The 21,223-nt window shown below is 70.8% G+C and carries 20 protein-coding genes; 7 read left to right on the top strand and 13 right to left on the bottom strand.

Annotated features, from left to right (window positions below):
- Nucleotides 1-45: 45 nt before the first annotated feature.
- The 10 genes from ACH65_RS12955 to ACH65_RS13000 form a co-directional block, all read right to left on the bottom strand.
- Nucleotides 46-1,323, bottom strand: coding sequence for a beta-ketoacyl-[acyl-carrier-protein] synthase family protein (locus tag ACH65_RS12955; protein WP_049623024.1), 1,278 nt, complete (start codon nt 1,321-1,323; stop codon nt 46-48).
- Complete coding sequence (locus tag ACH65_RS12960; protein ID WP_049623053.1) at nt 1,323-2,546, bottom strand: beta-ketoacyl-ACP synthase; 1,224 nt, start codon at nt 2,544-2,546, stop codon at nt 1,323-1,325. Before ACH65_RS12960 ends, ACH65_RS12955 begins: the two co-directional genes overlap by 1 nt.
- A 23-nt stretch (nt 2,547-2,569) precedes the next feature.
- On the bottom strand, nt 2,570-4,924 hold the full coding sequence (locus tag ACH65_RS12965) for an MMPL family transporter (RefSeq protein ID WP_049623025.1): 2,355 nt from the start codon (nt 4,922-4,924) through the stop codon (nt 2,570-2,572).
- Nucleotides 4,921-5,529 (bottom strand): LolA family protein, encoded by a 609-nt coding sequence (locus tag ACH65_RS12970; RefSeq protein WP_049623026.1) that lies wholly within the window; start codon nt 5,527-5,529, stop codon nt 4,921-4,923. Before ACH65_RS12970 ends, ACH65_RS12965 begins: the two co-directional genes overlap by 4 nt.
- A complete protein-coding gene (locus ACH65_RS12975) occupies nt 5,517-6,311 on the bottom strand; it encodes a glycosyltransferase family 2 protein (RefSeq protein WP_049623027.1) in 795 nt (264 codons plus the stop codon). The genes ACH65_RS12970 and ACH65_RS12975 overlap by 13 nt, the downstream gene beginning before the upstream one ends.
- A gap of 8 nt (nt 6,312-6,319) precedes the next feature.
- Nucleotides 6,320-6,589, bottom strand: a complete 270-nt coding sequence (locus ACH65_RS12980; protein ID WP_202594205.1) for an acyl carrier protein — start codon at nt 6,587-6,589, stop codon at nt 6,320-6,322.
- 299 nt (nt 6,590-6,888) lie between these two features.
- Nucleotides 6,889-7,989 (bottom strand): Glu/Leu/Phe/Val dehydrogenase dimerization domain-containing protein, encoded by a 1,101-nt coding sequence (locus tag ACH65_RS12985; RefSeq protein ID WP_049623028.1) that lies wholly within the window; start codon nt 7,987-7,989, stop codon nt 6,889-6,891.
- A gap of 307 nt (nt 7,990-8,296) precedes the next feature.
- Nucleotides 8,297-8,677 (bottom strand): YXWGXW repeat-containing protein, encoded by a 381-nt coding sequence (locus tag ACH65_RS12990; protein ID WP_049623029.1) that lies wholly within the window; start codon nt 8,675-8,677, stop codon nt 8,297-8,299.
- 87 nt (nt 8,678-8,764) lie between these two features.
- Complete coding sequence (locus tag ACH65_RS12995; protein ID WP_053096263.1) at nt 8,765-9,100, bottom strand: YXWGXW repeat-containing protein; 336 nt, start codon at nt 9,098-9,100, stop codon at nt 8,765-8,767.
- A gap of 128 nt (nt 9,101-9,228) precedes the next feature.
- A complete protein-coding gene (locus ACH65_RS13000; RefSeq protein WP_049623030.1) occupies nt 9,229-10,026 on the bottom strand; it encodes a M48 family metallopeptidase in 798 nt (265 codons plus the stop codon).
- A 104-nt stretch (nt 10,027-10,130) separates the two neighbouring features.
- Here ACH65_RS13000 and ACH65_RS13005 point away from each other — a divergent pair, with 104 nt between their 5' ends.
- The 6 genes from ACH65_RS13005 to ACH65_RS13030 all read left to right on the top strand — a co-directional run bounded on the left by ACH65_RS13005 (nt 10,131) and on the right by ACH65_RS13030 (nt 16,749).
- Nucleotides 10,131-10,733 carry a TetR/AcrR family transcriptional regulator gene (locus ACH65_RS13005; RefSeq protein ID WP_049623031.1) on the top strand — a complete coding sequence of 201 codons (603 nt, stop codon included), beginning with the start codon at nt 10,131-10,133 and terminating at the stop codon, nt 10,731-10,733.
- Between the two features lie 10 nt (nt 10,734-10,743).
- Complete coding sequence (locus ACH65_RS13010; RefSeq protein WP_049623032.1) at nt 10,744-11,679, top strand: alpha/beta fold hydrolase; 936 nt, start codon at nt 10,744-10,746, stop codon at nt 11,677-11,679.
- A 240-nt stretch (nt 11,680-11,919) separates the two neighbouring features.
- Complete coding sequence (locus tag ACH65_RS13015; RefSeq protein WP_049623033.1) at nt 11,920-15,762, top strand: methylmalonyl-CoA mutase family protein; 3,843 nt, start codon at nt 11,920-11,922, stop codon at nt 15,760-15,762.
- Between the two features lie 251 nt (nt 15,763-16,013).
- Nucleotides 16,014-16,220, top strand: a complete 207-nt coding sequence (locus tag ACH65_RS13020; RefSeq protein ID WP_049623034.1) for a 2-oxoisovalerate dehydrogenase — start codon at nt 16,014-16,016, stop codon at nt 16,218-16,220.
- Nucleotides 16,217-16,456: a type II toxin-antitoxin system HicA family toxin gene (locus tag ACH65_RS13025; RefSeq protein ID WP_049623035.1), complete on the top strand. Its 240-nt coding sequence runs from the start codon at nt 16,217-16,219 to the stop codon at nt 16,454-16,456. Before ACH65_RS13020 ends, ACH65_RS13025 begins: the two co-directional genes overlap by 4 nt.
- A complete protein-coding gene (locus ACH65_RS13030) occupies nt 16,453-16,749 on the top strand; it encodes a HigA family addiction module antitoxin (RefSeq protein ID WP_049623036.1) in 297 nt (98 codons plus the stop codon). Before ACH65_RS13025 ends, ACH65_RS13030 begins: the two co-directional genes overlap by 4 nt.
- A gap of 135 nt (nt 16,750-16,884) precedes the next feature.
- On the opposite strand, the gene ACH65_RS13035 is transcribed toward ACH65_RS13030, so the two are convergent.
- Together ACH65_RS13035 and ACH65_RS13040 are read right to left on the bottom strand one after the other, a co-directional pair.
- Nucleotides 16,885-17,640 carry a M90 family metallopeptidase gene (locus tag ACH65_RS13035; RefSeq protein ID WP_049623037.1) on the bottom strand — a complete coding sequence of 252 codons (756 nt, stop codon included), beginning with the start codon at nt 17,638-17,640 and terminating at the stop codon, nt 16,885-16,887.
- Between the two features lie 186 nt (nt 17,641-17,826).
- Nucleotides 17,827-18,438 carry a dihydrofolate reductase family protein gene (locus tag ACH65_RS13040; protein WP_049623038.1) on the bottom strand — a complete coding sequence of 204 codons (612 nt, stop codon included), beginning with the start codon at nt 18,436-18,438 and terminating at the stop codon, nt 17,827-17,829.
- A gap of 393 nt (nt 18,439-18,831) precedes the next feature.
- Here ACH65_RS13040 and ACH65_RS13045 point away from each other — a divergent pair, with 393 nt between their 5' ends.
- Nucleotides 18,832-19,650: a class I SAM-dependent methyltransferase gene (locus tag ACH65_RS13045; protein ID WP_049623039.1), complete on the top strand. Its 819-nt coding sequence runs from the start codon at nt 18,832-18,834 to the stop codon at nt 19,648-19,650.
- 134 nt (nt 19,651-19,784) lie between these two features.
- Here ACH65_RS13045 and ACH65_RS13050 read toward each other — a convergent pair whose 3' ends face one another.
- A complete protein-coding gene (locus ACH65_RS13050; RefSeq protein ID WP_049623040.1) occupies nt 19,785-21,101 on the bottom strand; it encodes an MFS transporter in 1,317 nt (438 codons plus the stop codon).
- Nucleotides 21,102-21,223: the final 122 nt, after the last annotated feature.

Genomic DNA, 21,223 nt, shown 5'->3' on the forward strand with positions numbered 1-21,223 from the left:
CCGGCCAAAGGCCGGCCAGAACGCAGCACCACAGCATTACACGGATCAATCAAGCGCCCGCCCCCCATAGCGCCGAAACAACAACGCCGCACAACTCCCCCCAAACCCGAAATTGTTCGACAGCACACTGTCCACCCGCCGCACATGCGTGGCGGTCACCAGCGGCGCACCCGCGAAGGCCGGGTCCGGCGATGCCGCCGGCAGGCCGGCGGTGACGAAGCCCTGTTCCATCATCAGCAGCCCCGCGATGGCGTCCAGCGCCCCCGCCGCCCCCGGCGCATGCCCGCTCAGCCCCTTGATCGAGGACATCGCCGGCACCGCCGCGCCGCGCTCGGCGAACACCTGCTCGATGGCCTGCCACTCGGCGAGGTCGCCCTGCGGCGTGGCGCAGGCGTGGGTGTTGAGGTAGTCGGGCAAGGTGCCGGCCTGGTTCAGCGCCTGGCGCATGGCGTGGGCGATGCCGGCGGCGCCGGGGCCGACCATGCTGGCGGCCTCGGTGGCGCTGCCGTAGCCGGCGAGTTCGGCGAGCACGGGGGCGCCGCGCGCGAGCGCGTGCGAGAGCGATTCGAGCACCAGCACGCCGGCGCCGGCGGCGAGCACGAAGCCGTCGCGGCGGCTGTCGTAGGGGCGCGAGGCGTGCGCCGGATCGTCGTTGCCGGCCACCGCCATCGCGCCCATGGCGTCGAACCACATGGCGGTGCTGTCGTGCAGCTCTTCGCTGCCGCCGGTGAGCACCACGTCCTGCTTGCCGAGCTGGATCAGCTCCATCGCCTGGCCGATGGCGTGGGTCGCGCTGGTGCAGGCGGAGCTGACCGTGTAGCTCGGGCCGCCGATGCCGAAGGCGTGCGCGATGCCGGCGGAGAGCGCACTGCTCATGCCGCGCGGCACGATGAAGGGCGAGAGCTTGTGGATGCCGCGCTCGCGGTGGCTGGCCAGCGCCTCCTCGTGCTCGCTGAGCGCGGCGCCGCCGCCGAGCACCAGGCCGCAGCGCTCGGAGGACAGGGCCTCGGCGGGAAGCGCGGCGTGCGCGAGCGCCTCCTGCATGGCGTGCCAGGCGTAGACCGACGGCGCGCCGAGGAAGCGGCGCAGCTTGCGCGGCGGCTCGGGCAGGCCGGCGAGGTCCACCGGGCCGCCGACGCGGGTGCGCATCGCCAGGCGCGCGAAGCCGTCCATGTGGCGCAGGCCGCTGCGGCCCTCGCGCAGCGCGTCGGCGAAGGCGTCGCGGCCGTGGCCCAGGCAGGACACCACGCCCAGGCCCGTCACCGCCACGCGCGGCAGGCCGCGGGCGTCGAGCAGGGCGCTGTCGCGCGGCGCCTGAGCCATCAGGCGACCGCCTTGAAGATCAGCGAGGTGTTGATGCCGCCGAAGGCGAAGTTGTTGTTCATCACGTACTCGGCGCCGAGGCGGCGGCCCTCGCCGGTGATGTAGTCCAGCTCCCCGCACTCGGGGTCGACGTCGGTGAGGTTGATGGTGGGCGCGAACCAGCCCTCGCGCATCATGGCGATGGCCCACCAGCTCTCCAGCGCACCGCAGGCGCCCAGGGTGTGGCCGACGTAGCTCTTCATCGAGCTCACCGGCACTTTGTTGCCCAGCACTGCCGCGGTGGCGCGGCTCTCGGCCACGTCGCCGCGGTCGGTGGCGGTGCCGTGGGCGCTGACGTAGCCGATGGCCTCGGGCGCGAGCTGCGCGTCCTGCAGGGCCAGGCGCATCGCCACCGCCATGGTCTCGCTGGCCGGCTGGGTGATGTGGCCGCCGTCGGCGTTGCAGCCGAAGCCCACCACCTCGGCGTAGATCCGCGCGCCGCGCGCCACGGCGTGTTCGTATTCCTCCAGCACCAGGGTGGTGGCGCCTTCGCCCACCACCAGGCCGTCGCGGGCGCGGTCGAACGGGCGCGGGGTGAGCGGCGCCTCGTCGTTGCGGCTGGAGGTGGCGAACAGCGTGTCGAACACCGCCACGCCGGGGCCGGAGAGTTCCTCCGCGCCGCCGCACAGCATCAGCGTCTGCTTGCCCTGCTGGATCGCCTCGTAGCCGTAGCCGACGGCCTGGCTGCCGGAGGTGCAGGCGCTGGAGGTGGGGATGATGCGGCCCTTGAGGCCGAAGAACACGCCGATGTTCACCGCCGTGGTGTGCGCCATCATCTGGATGTAGCTGGTGGCCGTCACGCCCTGCATGGAGCCGGTGTCGAGCATGCGCCCGAGCACGCGCACCGGCTCCACGCTGCCGCCGGAGGAGCCGTAGGCCACGCCCATGCGGCCGTCGCGGATGGCCGTGTCGTCGAGCAGGCCGGCATCCGCCAGCGCGCGCTCGCTGGCGGCCACCGCCAGCTGCGCCACGCGGCCCATCGAGCGCAGGTGCTTGCGCGGCCAGGGCGGCAGCTCGAAGTCGTCCACCGGGCAGCCGAGGCGGCTGTTGAGCGCGTCGAAGTAGTCCCACTCGGGCATGCGCCGCACCACGTTGCGGTACTCGCGCAGGCGCGCGGCGATCTGCGTCCAGTCGTGGCCCAGCGGCGTGATGCCGCCGATGCCGGTGATCACCACACGCTTCATCGTGGCGGTTTCCTTGGCGTGGTTCATGGGGTGCGTTCCCCGCGTGGCAGGCTGAGCGGCGCGAGCAGGGCGGTGAAGCCGATGCCGAGCAGCAGGGTGAGGCCGAAGTGGCGCAGCGCCGGCATCGAGCTTGCGGCCAGCAGGCCGAAGGAGAGCAGGGCGGTGACGGCCGACAGCAGCACACCCGCGTAGGCCGCGCCGGGGCGGTGCGCGGTGTGCGGCTCGCCCTCGCGCAGGAACACCGCGTAGTTGGCGCCCACGCCCAGCACCAGCATCAGCGCCATGCCGTGGAAGAGGGTCAGCGGCTGGCCGAGGTAGCCGAGCACGGCGAGGCTGAAGGCTATGCCAAGCGCCGGCGGCGCCAGCACGCGCGGCATGCCGCGCAGGCCATAGCGCCAGGCGAACAGCGGCGCGATCAGCACCAGCGCGCCGAGCAGCCACAGGCCGGCGTAGGCGCGGTAGCGGCCGAACAGGGCGGAGACGCTGGCCGGCTTGTCCACCAGTTCCACGCCGGGCAGGCCGGCGGCGGCCGCGTGCAGGGCCGGCACGTCGTCGCCGCCCTGCGGCAGCACGATCGAGCCGTAGCCGTGGGCGCTCGCGCCCAGCCACAGGTGGCGGAACGGCGTGGCGATGGGCCACTTCAGCCAGTCCTCCAGCGCCAGCGGCGTGCCGGGCCAGGCGGCGAGATAAGCTTCGACGGCAGCGGGCTTGAAGCCGGCCTTGGCGAGGCGCCGGCCCAGCGCCTCGCGGTCGGCGAACAGCGGCGCGAGCAGGGCGTGGTCCTGCGCCTGCCGCTGATGCGAGGGCACCATGCCGGCCAGGCCCAGCCAGCCCTGCAGCGTGCCGGCGTCCACCATGGCCTGCAGCCGCGCCTCCAGCGCCTCCTCGCGTTCGAGCACCTGCTCGGCGCCCTCGCCGTGCACGAGGAAGAACTGCGTGCCGCCGCCGATGCCGGCGACCTCGCGCACGAGGTTCTCCTGCCGGGTGATCTCGGCCGGCGTGTCGATCAGCTGGCGGATGTCGTCGTCGTGGCCGAGCCGCCACCAGCCGGGCGCGGCGAGCAGCACCAGCAACCCCAGCAGGGCGAAGCCGCCGCGGCGGCGGCCCAGCCGCGCGCTGGCGTGCTGCAGGGCCAGCGCGCCGCGCACCAGCGCCGGCGACATCGGCCGCGCGGGCCGCGTGAGCAGCGCCGGCAGCAGGCAGAACACGCTGAGGCAGGCGGCAATGAGGCCGCTCACCGCGAAGCAGGCCATCTGGCGCAGCGCGGGGAAGGGCAGCAGGCCGAGCAGCGCGTAGCCCAGCAGGGACGTGCCCAGCGCCAGCAGCAGCGCGGGCCGCACCTGACGCAGGCCGGCCAGCGGCTGCCAGCGCTCGCCGGCGTTGGCGCGCGCGCAGAGGTACTGGATCGAATAGTCCACCGCCTCGCCCAGCAGCGCGGCGCCGAACACCAGCGTCAGGAGATGCATCTGGCCGAATGCCAGCACGGTGACGGTGGCGGCCACGGCCACGCCGATGGCAGTGGAGAGGAAGGCCAGCAGCAGCGCGCCCGCCGAGCGGAACACCCACAGCAGCAGCAGCGCGATGCCCACCGTGGAGGCGATGCCGACCACGTGCACGTCGCGCTCCGCGCCGGCGCGGGCGGTGGCGGCGTGGAAGATCGCCCCGGCGCGCACCAGATCGGCCTGCGGATGCGCGTGGCGCAGCGCCTGCTCGGCCTGGGCCAGCGCGCCCAGCGCGCGGCGCTGCACGGCATCGTCGTAGGCCGAGCCGTGCAGCATGGCGGTGACCATCACGTAGCTGTGCCCGTCGCGGTGCGCGACCAGCAGGTCGTCCTCCGGCACCAGCGCCGAGCGGCTCCACGGTTGCTGGTCCAGCCAGTGCTGCAGCCAGCCGAAGGGGTCGTCCTCGAGGCGCGTGCCGACGCCGGCCAGGAACGGCTCGTTGAGCCGCTGCGCCAGCGCCTGCGGGAGGTCGTAGCCCGGCTGCGCCAGCGTCGCGCGGTCGGCATCGCCCAGCAGCATGAAGCGGTGCGGCAGGTAGGGCGCCACGAACTGGTTGAGGTCGAACGGCGGCAGCTCGGCGATCACGCTGCCGAAGGCGCCGCTGCGTTCGAGCGTGCGGCCCAGCTCGCGGGCGGCGTCCTTGGCGGCGTCGTCGTCGGCGTCGGCCACCAGCAGCGTCATGCGGTCGCCGTCCGCGTGGGCCAGGCGATCGACGGCCACTTCCGCCAGCGGATGCCGCTCGGTGGCCGGCAGCATCGCCAGCAGGTCGGTCTGCACCGGCGAGCCGCCGCGGCCGAACAGCAGCCACGCGCCGAGCAGGACCACCGCCAGGGCCGCCAGGGCGAATGCGCTGGCGCGTACGCCGGCGCGGCTCATGGCAGGCCGAGCGCGCGTTGCTCCAACGCGCTGAGCGTGCCGGCATCGCGGGTGTCGGCGAAGCGGATGTCGGTGCGCTCGCCGCTGGCGAGCTCGATGCGGATGCCGTCGAGGTAGTCGCCGCCGTCGAGTTCGATGCCGCTCAGCACGCGCGCCATGCGCGATTGCCGCGGCACGAAGTGCAGCCGCCACTGGCCGAGGTCGCCGCTGGCCTCGATCTGGAACTGGCGCAAGGCCTCGTCCGGCTTGCCGGCCAGCAGCGATTGCAGCATCTGCGAGACCTGCGACACGCCGCGGTCGCCGCGCACGCTCCGCAGCGTGCCGTCCGGGCCGATGCGCGCGGTGCGGCTGCCGGTGAGCGCGAGGCTCTCCTGGTAGGGCTCGCGCACCTGCCAGAGCATGCCGTGGCCGAGCACGAACAGCAGCTGGCCGCGGCTCACCTGGGGCTGGGCCAGGGCGGGATTCTCGCGGCGCTGGTTGAACTCGGCCCGCACGCTGGGGTGCCTGCCCAGCTGCGCCAGCACGGCCTGGAGCAGGCTGTCGTCCTGCGCGAGGCAGGCGGGGGCCAGGCAGAGCAGCAGCAATAGGGCGATCAGGCGGCGCATGCAGATTCTCCTCGCAGTCGCCGCCAGAGCAGCAGCGGTATCCGTGGGAGCATACCGAGCAACAGCCGCGTGTGCATGGCCGAGATGCGCAGGTTGTCGCGCAGCATGCGGAAATGCGAGAGCCCGCCTTCCGGATAGCGCACCCGCGTGGGCAGGTTGCGCACCGGCACGCCGCGCCAGGCCAGGCGCACCGCGATCTCGGTGTCGAAGTCCATACGCGCGGGCACGCGCCGGCGCGCGAGCTCGGCCACGGTCTCCGCCAGCGGGTAGAGGCGGTAGCCGCACATCGAGTCGCGGATCGAGAGCGACAGCGTCTCGATCCACACGAATACGTGGGTGACATAGCGGCCGTAGAGCCGCGCGTGCGGCACGCTGGCGTCGTAGACCGGCGCGCCGCAGACCATCGCGCGCGGGCATTCGCGCGAGGCGGCCAGGAAGCGCGGCGCGTCGCCGGCGTCGTGCTGGCCGTCGGCGTCGATCTGCAGCGCGTGGCTGTGGCCGGCCGCGTGCGCGGCGCGCAGGCCGGCCTCGAGCGCGCGGCCCTTGCCCTGGTTGTGCGGCAGGCGCAGCAGCGTCATGCCTTCCGTGTGTTGCGCGAGATCGTCGAGCACCGCGCGGGTGGCCGCGTCGCTGCCGTCGTCCACCACCAGCACCGGCAGGCCGTGTGCGCGCAGTGCATGCACCGTTTGCGCGATGGTGTCCTTGTGGTTGTAGATCGGGATCAGCGCGCAGGGCGCGAAATCCGCCGCGCCGTCCGCGCGGCGCGTCGCCGGCGTCGCCACGCCGCGGCTCAGCGCGTGAGCAGCGTGCGGACGGTGGCGACCACGTCGTCCACCGTCCGCACCGCCTTGAAATCCTCGGGCTTGATGCGCATGCCGGTCATGTCCTGCACCTGGATAGCCAGGTCCACCGCGTCGATGCTGTCCAGCTCGAGGTCGGTGAACAGGTGGGCGTCGGGGGTGACGCGCGCGGGGTCGATCTCGAAGGTATCGCGCAGGATGTCCTTCAGTCTCAGCAGGATCTCGTCGTTGCTGATTCCTGTGGCGATGGTCGTGCTCATAACTTCCTGGATGGTTGTTCGCAGCTGTACGACGGAACGTCCCTTGTTCGCGACCGGCGGCTTGTCCTGATACCGAACTTGAGGGTGGCGTTCCGGACGCGGCCTTCAGGCCCCGCCCTGTGACGGCATATGGCGATGTGGTTCCGTTGCCCGCCCTACGGGCTCCCCTGGCGACTCCCTCCCCTGAGGCGAGGCCATGGGGGGATGGTGCCATGCCGGGCAGTTTAACGGAACTGCCCCGGTCGCCGCGGCTCGGGCGGCAACCGGGGCCCTGGTGCGCCCCCGCAGCGGCGCGGCGCTTACTGGCCGCGCATGCGGCCCTGGAAGCGCGGGCCGTTGCCCATGTAGGGCAGCTTGATGCGGCCGATGGCCTCGATGCGCTCCTCCGCCAGGCGGTCGGCCGCCTTGTAGGTGGGGATGCCCTGGGTCTTGCTGATCTCGAAGATGCGCGAGAGGTTGTAGTAGATGGTGCGCGTCATGCGCATGGCGCGCTCGCGGTTGTAGCCGTCGATCTCCAGCGACACGTTCATCACGCCGCCGGCGTTCACCGCATAGTCGGGCGCGTACAGCACGCCGCGGCGGGCCAACTCGTCGCCGATGGCGTCGGTGGCGAGCTGGTTGTTGGCGGCGCCGCAGACCACCTTGGCCTTGATGCGGTCGATGGTCTGCTCGTTCAGCGTGCCGCCCAGCGCGCAGGGCGAGTACACGTCGGCGTCCACGTCGTAGATCTCGTCCAGATCCACCGCCTCGCAGCCCAGCTCGTCCACGCAGCGCTGCACCGCGGCCTTGTTGATGTCGGTGACGAACACCTTGGCGCCCTGCTCGCGAAGCAGCTTGATGAACTCGCTGCCCACGTGGCCGGCGCCCTGCACGGCGTAGCTGTACTTGCCCACCTCCTCGTTGCCGAACTTCTCGTTCAGCGAGGCCATCAGGCCCTGCAACGTGCCGTAGGCGGTGAACGGCGAGGGGTCGCCCGAGCCGCCGTGCACCTGGTGCACGCCGGTGACGAACTCGGTCTCGCGGAACACGTATTCCATGTCGTTGACGTCGATGCCCACGTCCTCGGCGGTGATGTAGCGGCCGTTGAGCGAGTTGACGAAGCGGCCGAAGGCGCGAAACAGCGCCTCGGACTTGTCCTTGCTCGGGTCGCCGATGATCACCGCCTTGCCGCCGCCCAGGTTGAGCCCGGCCACCGCGTTCTTGTAGGTCATGCCGCGCGAGAGCCGCAGCACGTCGTTCACCGCGTCCTGCTCGGTCTTGTACGGCCACATGCGCAGGCCGCCCAGGGCCGGGCCGAGCACGGTGTTGTGGATCGCGACGATGGCCTTCAGGCCCGCATCCTTGTTGTGGCAGAACACGACCTCTTCATGGCCGGTCTTGGCGATGGTTTCGAAGATCATTGCAGCGATGACTCCACTCGTTTTGGGCAGTGCCGCGGGAACGGCGTCCTTGAGATGTCGGCAGGGCCCGAGGGGCCGCGCCTGCCTGGGGTAACGCCTGAAACTCGAAGCCCCGGCAGGGCCGGGGCGTGGGTTGGGGCGCGCAAGTTTAACCCGCCTCCCGCGGCGACCGTGCTTGCAGCGCAGCATGCCGAGGGCCGCGGGTACCGGGCCGGTGGCAGGCGTCGCCGGCGGCCGCGTCCTTCACCTGCGGAAAGAGGAACGCCCCGCGGGACGGGGCGTTCGGGCGGGGCGGGACGCGCCGCGCTCAGCCGCTCACCCACACGCCCAGGCGAAGGTGCCAGCCGTCGCGCCGATGCTCCCAGTGCGGGTGCACGTAGCGGTAGCCGGGGCGCACGGCTTCCCAGTGGCCGGGCACGGCGACGTACTGGCGGCCGCTCCAGTGCCAGTAGCCGCGCGCCCACAGGTAGCCGGGACGCGGCCGCGGCTCCACCTCGACCACGCGGGGCGGCGGCGGCATCGGTGCGATTTCCTCGCGGACGACTTCGCGTTCGACCACCGGATGCGCCACCACCACCTCGCGCGGCGGCGCGTGGACAACGCGCTCTTCCACGCAGCCGTCGAGCAGGAGCAGTGCGCCGGCCAGCAAGGCCGGCGCGGCGGAACGCAGGATGGATCGACTTATCATGGGCAGGGTTCCTCGGGCTTGGCGGGAAGCGGTGGCTGAGCGCGCACCGCTTTTCGTGCGGCGGTCATGCCGTGATGGGCATGATCCTCAGCGCGCCCAGTGGCCCGGCACGAAATGCCAGCCCGGGCCGCGCTGGACCCAATAGGCCGGGCGATAGCGCTGGCCGGGGCGGGTGCGCACCCAGTAGCCCTCGACCCACACGTGCCGGTGCGCCGGGCCGCTCCACCTCCAGTAGCCGGGCGCCCAGACGTAGCCGGCGCGCGGCGGCGGCACGCGCACGTAGCGCGGCGGGGGCGGCGGCGTGCGCACGTCCACGCCGACCACCACGTCGGTACGCGCCTGCGCCGGCGGCGCGAACGCGGCGGTGCCGAGCGCGAGGCCGAGGCCGGCGCACAGGGCGAGGGAGCGGTAGATGGATGACATGGTTCTCTCCGTCAGTGCCGTCGAATGCGGCGGGCGGAGGAGAGAACGCAGGCGCGGAAAAATGTGTTGACCCGGCCGGCCGCCGCGTTCAGCGGCGGGCCGGGAAGCGCGCGGGCCGGCGCGTGCGCCTACAGCCTGCAGTTGGGCGCGTGCCCGCCGGCGCGCGCCTGCTGGTACACCGGCAGCAACTGCTGCGCCTGCTGGGCCAGCCGCTGCTCGCGCTGCGCGGAGGAAGGGTGGCTGGAGAGGAATACCGGCGGCTTGCTGCCGCCCTGGTGCGCCATCTTCTGCCACAGCGCCGGCGCCGCGCGCGGATCGAAGCCGGCCTCGGCCATGTAGCGCTGGCCCAGCGTGTCCGCCTCGCTCTCCTGTATGCGCGAGAACGGCAGCAGGATGCCCACCTCCGCGCCCAGGCCCAGCGCCGCCGCGGCGTAGCCCGCATTGGTGCCGCGCGTGCCGGCGTACACCGAGCCGGCCAGCACCGCCGCCTGCGCGGCGTAGTTGTCGGACACGCGCTCGGCGCCATGGCGCGCCACCACGTGCGAGAGCTCGTGGCCCAGCACCACCGCCAGCTGGTCCTGGTCGGTGGCGATCTTGAACATGCCGCGGTTCACGCCGATGCGCCCGCCGGGCAGGGCGAAGGCATTGGCGCTGTCGTCGCCCACGATCTGCACCTCCCACGACTGCGTGTTCCACGGCGGCGGCAGCACCGCGATCAGCGCGTTCGACACGCAGGTGGCGTAGGCGCGCTCGCGCGGCACCTCCACGAACTTGCCCTGCTTGCGCAGGTCGTTGAACGCGGCCAGGCCCATCTGGCTCATCTGGCCGTCCGACACCATCATCAGCTGCGAGCGCCCGGTGGGCGAGGTGGCGCAGCCGGCGAGCAGGGCGAGGGCCAGCGGTACGGGCAGGTGACGGGGTTTCATGCGACACCCTCCTTCGCAAGATCGGTCGGGGGCGAAGGATACCCGGCCGGCGGTGTTTGCCATGCCTCTGGAATAAAACGAACGGTCGTGCTATTTTTTGACGCATGAGCGCTTCCCATCTCCCCGGCAAAGGCCAGGCCACCCGCGAGCTGATCCTCGAGGCGGCCTACGGCATGGCCCGCAGCGAAGGGCTGGAAGGCCTGTCGATCGGCACCCTGGCGCAGGGCGTGGGCATGTCCAAGAGCGGCGTGTTCGCCCACTTCGGCTCGCGCGAGGATTTGCAATTGGCCGTGCTGGAAAACGCCGGCGGGCGCTTCGTGGACGAGGTGATGGCGCCGGCGCTGCGGCTGCCGCGCGGCCTGCCGCGGCTGCGCGGCATCGTCGAGCGCTGGTTCGAGTGGATGCGCCGCCACGAGGGCGGCTGCGTGCTGGCCACCGCCAGCAGCGAATACGACGGCCGGCCGGGGCCGCTGCACGACTTCGTGGTGAAGCAGCAGGCCGAGTGGCGCGAGGCGCTCAAGCGCGCGGTCGGCCTGGCGGTGGAGAGCGGCGAGCTGCGTGCCGACACCGATCCCGGCCAGGCGGCCTTCGAGATCCACGCCCTGGTGCTGGCCCTGCACCACGATGCCGGCCTGTTCGGCCATGACGACGCGATGCGACGCGCGAAGCGCGGCTTCGAGCGCCTGCTGGCCGGCCTGCGGGCCTGAGGCACGAGGCATGGCGACCATTTCCCGCCCGTCCCAGCGCCACGCCGCGGCCCGTGCGGCACAGCTCAAGCTCGGCATCCTGCGCGCGGGCTTCGCGCTGGGCAGTCGCCTGTGGCCTGCGCGCACCGTGGCGAGCGCGGCACGCCTCTTCACCACGCCGCTCGCCAGCAGCCGCAGCCGCGCGCGGGTAGCCGCCGCGCACGACGCGGGTGAGCGCGGCGAACTCGTCGTCGGCGGCGAGCGCATTGCGACCTATGTATGGGGCGACCCGGCCACGCGCCCGTATGCCTTGCTGGTGCACGGCTGGTCCAGCTTCGGCCTGCGCTTTCCGGCCTGGGTGGAGCGCCTGCGCGCGCTCGGCTATGCGGTGGTGAGCTTCGACCAGCCGGGCCATGGCCACAGTAGCGGCCGCTCCTGCACGCTGCCGGATTTCGTGCGTACCGTGCAGCACGTGGGCCGCCACTTCGGCGGCGCCGCGCTGGCCATCGGCCACTCGCTGGGCGGCGCCGCGCTCGTGCTGGCGCAGGACGAGCATTGGCATGCCGCGAAGCTGGTGTTGATCGCGCCCGCGGCCGATCCGGTGGATGCCGCGCGCCGCTTCGCGCGCTTCGTGCGCCTGGGCGATCACCTGCGCGAGCGCCTGCATGCGCGGCTGGAGGCGCGCACGGGCGTGAACATCCACGACCTCCAGGTGCACCGACGCCTGCCGGGCCTCGGCCAGCCGGGCTTGATCGTGCACGACCTCGACGACCGCGACGTGCCCTGGGGCGAAGGCGAGCGCTACGCGCGCTACTGGCCCGGCGCGCGCCTGCTCACCACCGACGGCCTGGGTCACCGCCGCATCCTGGACGACCCCGCGGTGATCGATGCGGCCTTCGCCTTCCTGCGCGGCGAGGCGGTGGGCGAGCGCGTCATCGCCACGCCCAACCTGCCGTTCGATCTCTGAAGCCTTCCGCTGCAGGGAGTGCACTGCGCGCGCGGCCGGGCGTTGCGGTGTTGCCGCTGCGTTGGCTTCTCGCGCGCAAGCCGCGCCCCTGCTCACGCACCAGCACGTTTCAAGCGCGAGGTTGCGGGCAAGCGATGACGCAAGCGGCGCCGCCGCGGGCGCCGTAGCTTGCGCCGCAGCATGAGTCCGCCGGGGTGGCCGCCTAGAATCGGGTATGCGCCTTTTCGCCGGAGTGGTTCGATGAGCACGCCCGCCAAGCACCTGCCTGCCAGCGCCGCCGGGCGCGACCGGGGCCCGCTGCGCTTCGTCACCGCCGCCAGCCTGTTCGATGGCCACGACGCGGCGATCAACATCATGCGGCGAATCATCCAGGCGCAGGGCGCGGAGGTGATCCACCTCGGCCACAACCGCTCGGTGGAGGATGTGGTGCGCGCCGCCCTGCAGGAGGACGCCGACGCCATCGCGCTGTCGTCCTACCAGGGCGGCCACGTCGAGTACTTCAAGTACATGGTAGACATGCTGCGCGAGAAGGGCGCCGCGCACATCCGCGTGTTCGGCGGTGGCGGCGGCACCATCACGCCGGAGGAGATCGGTGACCTCCAGGCCTACGGCGTGGAGCGCATCTACCATCCCAACGACGGCATGAAGATGGGCCTCGTCGAGATGATCGAGGATGTGGTGCGTCGCGCGCAGGGCGCGCGCGACGCGGGAATGGAGAATCGGGAATCGGGAATCGGCAGGGCGATCGATGCCGACGATGATCTGGCAATCGGGCGCATGTTGAGCGCGCTGGAGAACGGCGCATTCAGCGAAGCCGAACTCGCCCGGCTGCGCAAGCAATGGGCCGCCGGCCTTTCCGATTCTCCATTCCCGATTTCCGATTCCCGCCGGGCACCGGCCCCGCCGGTGCTCGGTCTCACCGGCACCGGCGGCGCTGGCAAGTCCTCGGTGGTGGACGAACTGCTGCTGCGCTTCCTGCACGCCTTTCCGTCGATGCGCATCGCCGTGCTCGCGGTCGACCCCACGCGCCGGCGCAGCGGCGGCGCGCTGCTGGGCGACCGCATCCGCATGAACGCGCTGCGCAGCCATCGCGTCTACATGCGCTCCATGGCCACGCGCCGCCAGCACGCCGCCACCAGCGCGGTGCTGCGCGACTGCATCGGGTTCTTGAAGAGCCTGCCGTTCGACCTGGTGATCGTGGAGACCGCCGGCATCGGCCAGAGCGATTCGGAGATCGTGGACCTGGTGGATTTCCCCGTCTACGTGATGACCAGCGACTACGGCGCCGCCTCGCAGTTGGAGAAGATCGACATGCTCGACTTCGCCGAGCTGGTGGTGCTCAACAAGTTCGACAAGCGCGGCGCCGAGGACGCGCTGCGTGACGTGCGCAAGCAGTGGAAGCGCAACCGCAACGCCTTCGCGCTGAACGACGAGGACGTGCCGGTCTATCCCACCATCGCCAGCCAGTTCAATGACCCGGGCGTGACCTGGATGTTCGCCAACCTGTGCCGGCTGCTGCGGGAGAAACTGGGGGCGGGGAACGGGGAGCGGGGCACGGAGAGCGAGCCGCGGGGCATCGGAACGCCGCATTGCAACTGGGCGCCGCAGGTGGACACCACGCTCAGGGAGCCGCGCGCCACCGTGCTGATTCCCGACGCGCGCGTGCGCTACCTCGCCGAGATCGCCGAGCAGGGGCGCGGCATCGACGCCGGCATCGCGCGCATGGCCGAGGCGGCCAGCCGTGCGCAGCATTACTACGCGTCGCTCAAGGAGCTGGGCGACGCGGAGCTGCCGCGCGCGTTGGACCGCTATGCCGGCACCGATCTGCATGCCGCCGCCACAGCGGAGGCTGGAGCCTCGCCGCGCACCTTGCGCGCCGCGCACGATGCCAGCGCCGAGGCGCTGGATGCCGGCCTGCGCCGGCATGACGAGCTTGCCGCTGCCGAGGCCGTTGTCAGTCCCGACCCCGTCATCCCGGCGCAAGCCGGGATCCATGCCGGCACTTCGCGCGTAGCGCACCACGCCGCGTCGCCGCCTTCCGTTACGGCGCCGGCGACCGTGGTCGACCGCTCCCTGCTCACCCTGCGCCAGTGCTACAACGCGGCGGTGAAGGAACTCAGCAGCGAAGCCATCCACCTGCTGCGCGACTGGCCCGAGCGCAGCCGGTCCGTCACCGCCGAGGTCAACGAGTACAAGGTGCGCGACAAGACCATCCGCGTGGAGAACTACCGCGAGTCGCTCAGCCATCAAAAGATCCCCAAGGTCGCGCCGCCCAGGACGAAGGACTGGGGCGAGCAGCTCGGCTTCCTCATGCGCGAGAACCTGCCGGGTCACTACCCCTACACCGGCGGCGTGTACCCGTACCGGCGCAGCGGCGAGGATCCCACCCGCATGTTCGCCGGCGAGGGCACGCCCGAGCGCACCAACCGCCGCTTCCATTATCTCAGCCAGGGCGGCGCCGCCACGCGCCTCTCCACCGCTTTCGACTCGGTGACGCTGTACGGCGAAGACCCGGCACCGCGCCCGGACATCTACGGCAAGATCGGCAACTCCGGCGTCTCCATCGCCACGCTGGACGACATGAAGAAGCTCTACTCGGGCTTCGACCTCGCCGCGCCCGGCACCTCGGTGTCGATGACCATCAACGGCCCCGCGCCGATCATCCTCGCGATGTTCATGAACACCGCGATCGACCAGAACGTGGAGAAATTCCTCAAGGCCGACGCCGCGCGCTGGGCGGAGGCGGAGCGGCGCATCGGCGAGCTTTATGCGGGCCGCGAGCGCCCCCGCTACGCCGGCGCGCTGCCGGCGGGCAGCGACGGCCTGGGGCTGGGCCTGCTCGGCGTCACCGGCGACCAGCTGGTGGAGGCGGACACCTATGCACGCATCAAGGCCGACACGCTCGCCGCCGTGCGCGGCACCGTGCAGGCGGACATCCTGAAGGAGGACCAGGCGCAGAACACCTGCATCTTCTCCACCGAATTCGCGCTGCGCATGATGGGCGACATCCAGCAGTATTTCGTCGACCACAAGGTGCGCAACTTCTACTCGGTGTCGATCTCCGGCTACCACATCGCCGAGGCCGGGGCGAACCCGATCTCGCAGCTCGCCTTCACGCTCTCCAACGGCTTCACCATCGTGGAGTACTACCTCGCGCGCGGCATGCACATCGACGACTTCGCGCCGAACCTGAGCTTCTTCTTCTCCAACGGCATGGACCCGGAGTACAGCGTGATCGGCCGCGTGGCCCGGCGCATCTGGGCCCGCGCCATGCGCGAGCGCTACGGCGCCGGCGCGCGCAGCCAGATGCTCAAGTACCACATCCAGACCTCGGGCCGCTCCCTGCACGCGCAGGAGATCCAGTTCAACGACATCCGCACCACGCTGCAGGCGCTCTACGCCCTGTTCGACAACTGCAACAGCCTGCACACCAATGCCTACGACGAGGCCATCACCACGCCCACCGAGGAGAGCGTGCGCCGCGCCGTGGCCATCCAGATGATCATCAACAAGGAACTGGGCCTCAACTTCAACGAGAACCCCTGGCAGGGCAGCTACGTGATCGACGCCCTCACCGACCTGGTGGAAGAGGCCGTGTACAAGGAGTTCGACGCCATCAGCGAGCGCGGCGGCGTGCTCGGCGCCATGGACACCATGTACCAGCGCGGCAAGATCCAGGAAGAGTCGATGGTCTACGAGCAGAAGAAGCACGACGGCTCGCTGCCGCTGATCGGCGTCAACACCTTCCTGCCGAAGGAGCACGGCGGCGAAGTGGCGACCGCCATCGAACTGATCCGCTCCACCGAGGGAGAGAAGGCCCAGCAGATCGCCAACGTCAAAGCCTGGCAGGCCGCCCGCAACCCGCTGGCCCCGCGCGGCGAGACCGACCTCGCCCACGTCGCCGAAGACGAAACCGCCGAGGCGGAAGCCCACCACGGCCACGGCCTGGCCTACCTGCAGAACACCGCCCGCGACCGCCGCAACGTGTTCAACGCGCTGATGGAAGCGGTCAGGACCCACAGCCTGGGCCAGATCAGCCATGCGCTGTATGACGTAGGCGGGGAGTATCGGCGCAACATGTAGGGCGGCCGTCGCTCCGCACATCGAAAGGCCCGCTTCGGCGGGCCTTTTGTTTGGCCGTCGGCCGGATGGTATGTGCCACCCGCCAGCCCCGGCGTCCTCATCGTTACCCAGCATGGTCATTCCCGCGAACGCAGGGGGCGCTTCAAAATGGCAGGGCCGGTCATCCAGCGCCTTAACCCGGTAAGGAACAGGGCAAGTTGGGCCGCCCCTCGCTTCGTCGTACCATCGGCCCAACCGAGCGAGGTCAGCCCATGAGCGAAATCGTATTCCTGGTCGAGGACGCCCCCGAGGGTGGGCTGGTCGCGCGCGCGCTGGGGCATGCCATCTTCACCGAGGCCGACAGCTACGACGAGCTGCGCCAGCAGGTTCGCGATGCCGTGCAGTGCCATTTCGAGGTGAACGAGCGCCCCGCCATGATCCGGCTTCACTACGTCAAAGACGAAGTACTCGCAGCATGAAGTTGCCTCGCGACATGGATGCCGCGGAGCTGATCAAGGCACTGGGCCGGCTCGGCTATCGCGCTGTCCGCCAGTCGGGCAGCCATGTCCGCCTGCAATGCGATGACCCGGTTCACGCGATCACGATTCCCAATCATCGCCCCCTGCGCGTGGGTACGCTCGCGGCGATTCTCGCCGACGTTGCTGCGACTCACGGTGTGGAGCGGGATGCACTGATAGGCCTTCTGTTCGGATGAAAGCGAAGACCCTGCCCAACATCCACCCCGGTGAAGTGCTGCTCGAGGAGTTCCTGACTCCCCTGGGCATCAGCCAGAACGCGCTGGCGCGCGCGGCGGGCGTGCCGCCGCGGCGCATCAACGAGATCGTGCTCGGCAAGCGCGGCATCACGGCGGATACGGCGGTGCGCCTTGCAGCGGCGTTGGGGACTAGTGAACGGTTCTGGCTGGGCCTGCAGGCCGATTACGATCTGGAGGAGGCGCACCGCGCGCTGGGCAAGGTGGTGGAGCGGATCGAGCGTATCGCTGCCTAGCAGGTGAGGCTATCCCGCATGCAGACCTTTAGTGAGCGGAACGAACTCCTGACCACGCCAATAGAGGGCAGCGCCTTTTTCTGAAAGTTGTTCCGGGGCCGACCTACGTGTCGCATCCGCTGACGCTCATGCAAATCAGTACGGATGCTGCCGATAAAACAGCTCCAACTGCCGATACACCTCCGGCAAATGCTCCCGCAACGCGGCCGGCTCCTCGAAAAACTGCTCGCTGACCACCGCGAAGAACTCGGCCGGGCTTTCCAGCCCATACGGGTCGATCGGCAGGGGAAGCCCCTCGCGGTACTCGCCGCGCAGGCGGTCCCAGGCGCTGGAGAGGGCCTGCGTCCACACGCGGCGGTTCATGCGCCGGTGCAAGGGCGGAAAGCCGTTGGCGTCGCCGTTGAGCATGTCGAGCTTGTGGGCCATCTCATGGATGATCACGTTGTGTCCCGGCCTCTTGCCGGGGTTCAGCACATCCGCCCACGACAGGATCACCGGCCCGCGCCCCCAGGCCTCGCCGGCCAACGCGCTGTCGGTCTGGTGCACCACCCCCGTGGCATCCATGTGCGGGCGACGTGGAATGAACGCGCTCGGATACACGATGACGCTGTGCCAGCCGTCGTACCAGTCCAGGCCCAGTTTCAGGATGGGAATGCAGGCGTGGGTCGCGAGCAGCACCCGGTCGGCGTCGCCGAGTTGCAAGCCCTGGGTGGGCTCCAGCGACTTGGCTTCCAGGAACAGCGTGGCCAGCACGCGCAGCGTGGCCTGGTCGGAGGCGCCCAGCCGACGCGCCGGCGCGCACCGCCGCAGCGCGTCCTGCCACAGCGATTCGCCGATGGGATGCCGCGCGACGGTGCGTCGTACACGCCAGTTTCTGAGTTTGTCGAACATGGGCACATGCTGGAAGGGTCTTGGCCTGCACAGCATCAGGGCGAAGTGTGCGTTCTCAAGCACACCCTGGAACGAATACGGGCCGGGGCAGTCGCCAGCAAGCTGGCGGCCCGGCATGGCGGCAGGGGAGCGAAGCCCGCAGGATAGAGCCGGGTCTCTTCTGGGCAGCCGCTCGATCGGCCGGGCTCACACCGACCCGGTTCGCACCTCGCCCTCGCGAACGTAGCGGTTGGTCAGCACGCCGGTGGGCGAGGTCTTGGACGCCTGGAGCCGGAACGCGGCCGCCTGGGCGTGATCGTCGAACAGCCGCTTGCCGCGACCGAGCAGGACCGGGAAGACCAGCAGGACCAGCTCATCGACCAGGTCCGTGGCCAGCAGTTGATGCGCCAGTTCGCTGCTGCCCTGGGTGACCAGGTCGGGGCCGTCGCTGCGCTTGAGTTCGCGCACCGTGGCGACGATGTCCGGGCCCAGGGCGCGGCTGTTCTGCCATCCGAGCGTGTCGGGGTGGTGGGTGGCGACGTGCTTGGCGGTGCCGTTGAACAGGTCGGCGATGCCGCGGTGCGGTGCGTCCTCCGCCACGTGCGGCCAATACCCGGCGAAGATGTCGTAGGTGCGGCGCCCGAGCAGCAACTCGAAGGGACGCTTGAACAGGCCGTCCATCAACTCATCGGACTCGTCGGCATAGGGCCAGACCCAGCCGCCGTAGGCGAAGCCGTCGCCGCGGTCTTCCTCCGGGCCGCCGGGCGCCTGGATGACGCCATCGAGGCTGATGAAGGCGGGGACAATGAGCTTTCTCATGGCAGGGCTCCCGTGCGGATCGACGTGTCCGCCTTGTCTACCCGACGAACGGCGGGCCGGAGAATGGACAACCGTCGCGTGCGCGAGGCGGCGACGTGCGTCTTCGGAAGCCATCGAGCTTAGTCGGGTTCGGCGGCCATGTTCCGGTCGCGACCGGGGCAGGGCCACTTCTGGCGGGGGCGTGGTGGGCCATGCGTGGATGGATGCCGGTGAAGCATCGGGTCCCGGCTTCGGCCACGGCCCACGGATCGGCGCACGCGGCGGGAATGGAGGGGGCAGCGCCTCCTGCCGGCACCGGCCGGGAACGCCGCCGCCCGTACGCCCTCGGTTCCCGGCACGTTCTTCGGCAGCGGCGTAGGCTCTGTGCGTCACGTGGCCGGAGTCACGCGCATCATGCAACCGTCGGGAAACGACATTCGATTCGGCGACGCTATCGCCGCGCTTTACCAGGATCACCTGGTGCCGCTGATCTTTGCGCCCTACGCGGTGGACCTCGTCGCGCGGCTGGCGCCGCTGGCGGTGGCGAGCGTGTTGGAGCTGGCGGCCGGTACGGGCGTGGTGACGCGCGAGTTGGCGGCGCGGTTGCCGCCCGACGTGCAGCTCGTCGCCACCGATCTCAACGCGTCGATGTTGGCGGTGGCGCAGGCGCAGGGCACCACCAGGGCGGTGACCTGGCGCCAGGCGGACGCGATGGCCTTGCCGTTTGCCGATGCCTCGTTCGATGCCGTGGTCTGTCAGTTCGGTGTGATGTTCTTTCCGGACAAGGTGCACGCCTTTGCCGAGGCGCGCCGCGTGCTTCGCCCCGGTGGCACGCTGCTGTTCAACGTGTGGGACCGGATCGAGACGAACGATTTCGCGCGGGTGGTGAGCAACGCCGTCGCCGGACTGTTTCCGGATGACCCGCCAGGTTTCCTTGCACGCCTGCCCCACGGTTACTTCTCGGCGGAGGCGATTGCCCGCGACCTGGCGTTGGCCGGCTTTGCCGGGCCGCCAGCGATCGAGACCGTCACCGCGATCAGCCGCGCGGAGACGCCCGGCATTCCGGCCCTGGCCTACTGCCAGGGCACGCCGCTGCGCGGCGAGATCGAGGCGCGCCAGGCGGCGTGGCTGGAAGAGGCCACGGCGGTCGCCGCCGCGGCCCTGGCGGCGCAGTTCGGCTCCGGGCCGGTGGTCGGCCGGATCCAGGCGCTGGTGGTGCAGGCTGCGCGCTGATTTGGTGGCGGCCACGGGTGAATGGGTCTTGCGGGGCGAAGCGGGATGCAGCTCATTGAGTCGACCTCGCGGATGGCCTCTGCGCAAGCTGAGCTTGGCCTCCTTGAGCCTGACAGGCGCCTCGGAGTGGTGCCCTACCGTTTCCGCGCACCACGTAACCACGGTCTTGCCTTGGCCTGCGCGGGACACGTTTCCGGCATGGCCAGGAACAAGGGTAAGACGGCCAGGGCCACCGCGGCGATCATGGCGCCGGGCATGGCGTTCCATCCCGTTGCCTTGATCAGGAACTCGGCCAGGAACGGCGTCAGGCCGCCGAAGAGCGCGGTGGCGGTCGTAACCCCCAGGGCCAGCCCGCTGAGGCGTCCCTCGCCGGGAAATTGTTCGGCGGTCGCCGGCGCGCCCACCGCGCTCACGCCGCCCGCGAGGCAGGCCAGCACGATGGCGCCGCAGGCGATCTGCGCCGCGGACCCGCGCGCCATGAAGGCGAACGTCGTGAGCGGAAGCAAGGTGCAGGCGAGGGCCAGCCCGATCAGTACCGGCTTGCGCCCGACGCGGTCCGACAGCGTGCCCGCCAGCGGCGTGGCGAGGATCACCGCCACCGCCGCGATGGTCGACAGCCACAGCGAACGGCTCTCGCCGAGCGTGGCCGACGTAGTCAGGAAGGTCGGCACATAGGTGATGCCGACGTAATAGGTGATCGACCCCAGCGCCGAGATGGCGAACGTCCGGAACAAAGCGGCCCGGTGGTGCGCGAGCGTGTGGCGGATGGGGGAGGCGGGGACGGTGCGCTGCGCCACCTGCCGCACGAAATCCGGCGATTCCTGCATGGTGGAACGCGCGATCCAGACCCCGCCCGCAAGCGCCGCGCCCACGAAAAACGGGATGCGCCAGCCCCAGGCGTCGAGGCTGGCGGCGCTCATGGAGCCTACCGTCAGCGCGGAAACCGCCACGGCCAGCAAGGCCCCGACCTCGCTGGCGGCCGATGCCGTGGACGTGACCAAGCCGCGCCGGTCCTCGCGCGCGCCTTCCAGCAGATAGGCGACCACGCCCGTGTACTCGCCGCCCACCGAGAAGGCCATGAAGCAGCGAAGCAGCAGCAGGAGCCCGCCGGCCGCCGGGCCGAGGCTCTCGTAGGTGGGCAGCAGGGCGGTGGCGAGCATCGCCAGCGTCATCAGGGTCATGGACAGCAGCAGCACGGTTCGCCGCCCGATCCTGTCGCCGATATGGCCGAACACGATGGCGCCCAGGGGGCGCATGCCATAGGCCATGGCGAAGCCTGCCAGCGTCACCAGCAGCGAGGTTTCACCGCCGCCCAGGAAGACCCGCGACAGCACGGTGGCCAGATAGAGGTACAGCGTGAAGTCGTACCACTCGACGACCGTGGACAGCGCGGCGATCGTCATGGAGCTGCGGGAAACCCCCGGGGCGCTGCGTTTCTCGGTCCAGGTCATGCGGGCGGGGCGCCGGCGGCGTACGGAGTGTCGATCGTAGCGGCTTCCGGCGTACGGGTATCGTCAAGCCATGGCGGCGGCCGGGGCCTTCGCCGCGTACTGCCTGCAAGCCGCCGGCTCGC

Source organism: Frateuria defendens (assembly GCF_001182895.1).
Taxonomy (GTDB): domain Bacteria; phylum Pseudomonadota; class Gammaproteobacteria; order Xanthomonadales; family Rhodanobacteraceae; genus Frateuria_B; species Frateuria_B defendens.

Excerpts from the sequence above, each read along its gene's own strand:
- ACH65_RS12955 (WP_049623024.1), bottom strand. The coding sequence starts at position 1,323 with ATGGCTCAGGCGCCGCGCGACAGCGCCCTGCTCGACGCCCGCGGCCTG.
- ACH65_RS12960 (WP_049623053.1), bottom strand. The coding sequence starts at position 2,546 with ATGAAGCGTGTGGTGATCACCGGCATCGGCGGCATCACGCCGCTGGGC.
- ACH65_RS12965 (WP_049623025.1), bottom strand. The coding sequence starts at position 4,924 with ATGAGCCGCGCCGGCGTACGCGCCAGCGCATTCGCCCTGGCGGCCCTG.
- ACH65_RS12970 (WP_049623026.1), bottom strand. The coding sequence starts at position 5,529 with ATGCGCCGCCTGATCGCCCTATTGCTGCTGCTCTGCCTGGCCCCCGCC.
- ACH65_RS12980 (WP_202594205.1), bottom strand. The coding sequence starts at position 6,589 with ATGAGCACGACCATCGCCACAGGAATCAGCAACGACGAGATCCTGCTG.
- ACH65_RS12985 (WP_049623028.1), bottom strand. The coding sequence starts at position 7,989 with ATGATCTTCGAAACCATCGCCAAGACCGGCCATGAAGAGGTCGTGTTC.
- ACH65_RS12990 (WP_049623029.1), bottom strand. The coding sequence starts at position 8,677 with ATGATAAGTCGATCCATCCTGCGTTCCGCCGCGCCGGCCTTGCTGGCC.
- ACH65_RS12995 (WP_053096263.1), bottom strand. The coding sequence starts at position 9,100 with ATGTCATCCATCTACCGCTCCCTCGCCCTGTGCGCCGGCCTCGGCCTC.
- ACH65_RS13000 (WP_049623030.1), bottom strand. The coding sequence starts at position 10,026 with ATGAAACCCCGTCACCTGCCCGTACCGCTGGCCCTCGCCCTGCTCGCC.
- ACH65_RS13005 (WP_049623031.1), top strand. The coding sequence starts at position 10,131 with ATGAGCGCTTCCCATCTCCCCGGCAAAGGCCAGGCCACCCGCGAGCTG.
- ACH65_RS13010 (WP_049623032.1), top strand. The coding sequence starts at position 10,744 with ATGGCGACCATTTCCCGCCCGTCCCAGCGCCACGCCGCGGCCCGTGCG.
- ACH65_RS13015 (WP_049623033.1), top strand. The coding sequence starts at position 11,920 with ATGAGCACGCCCGCCAAGCACCTGCCTGCCAGCGCCGCCGGGCGCGAC.
- ACH65_RS13020 (WP_049623034.1), top strand. The coding sequence starts at position 16,014 with ATGAGCGAAATCGTATTCCTGGTCGAGGACGCCCCCGAGGGTGGGCTG.
- ACH65_RS13025 (WP_049623035.1), top strand. The coding sequence starts at position 16,217 with ATGAAGTTGCCTCGCGACATGGATGCCGCGGAGCTGATCAAGGCACTG.
- ACH65_RS13030 (WP_049623036.1), top strand. The coding sequence starts at position 16,453 with ATGAAAGCGAAGACCCTGCCCAACATCCACCCCGGTGAAGTGCTGCTC.
- ACH65_RS13035 (WP_049623037.1), bottom strand. The coding sequence starts at position 17,640 with ATGTTCGACAAACTCAGAAACTGGCGTGTACGACGCACCGTCGCGCGG.
- ACH65_RS13040 (WP_049623038.1), bottom strand. The coding sequence starts at position 18,438 with ATGAGAAAGCTCATTGTCCCCGCCTTCATCAGCCTCGATGGCGTCATC.
- ACH65_RS13045 (WP_049623039.1), top strand. The coding sequence starts at position 18,832 with ATGCAACCGTCGGGAAACGACATTCGATTCGGCGACGCTATCGCCGCG.
- ACH65_RS13050 (WP_049623040.1), bottom strand. The coding sequence starts at position 21,101 with ATGACCTGGACCGAGAAACGCAGCGCCCCGGGGGTTTCCCGCAGCTCC.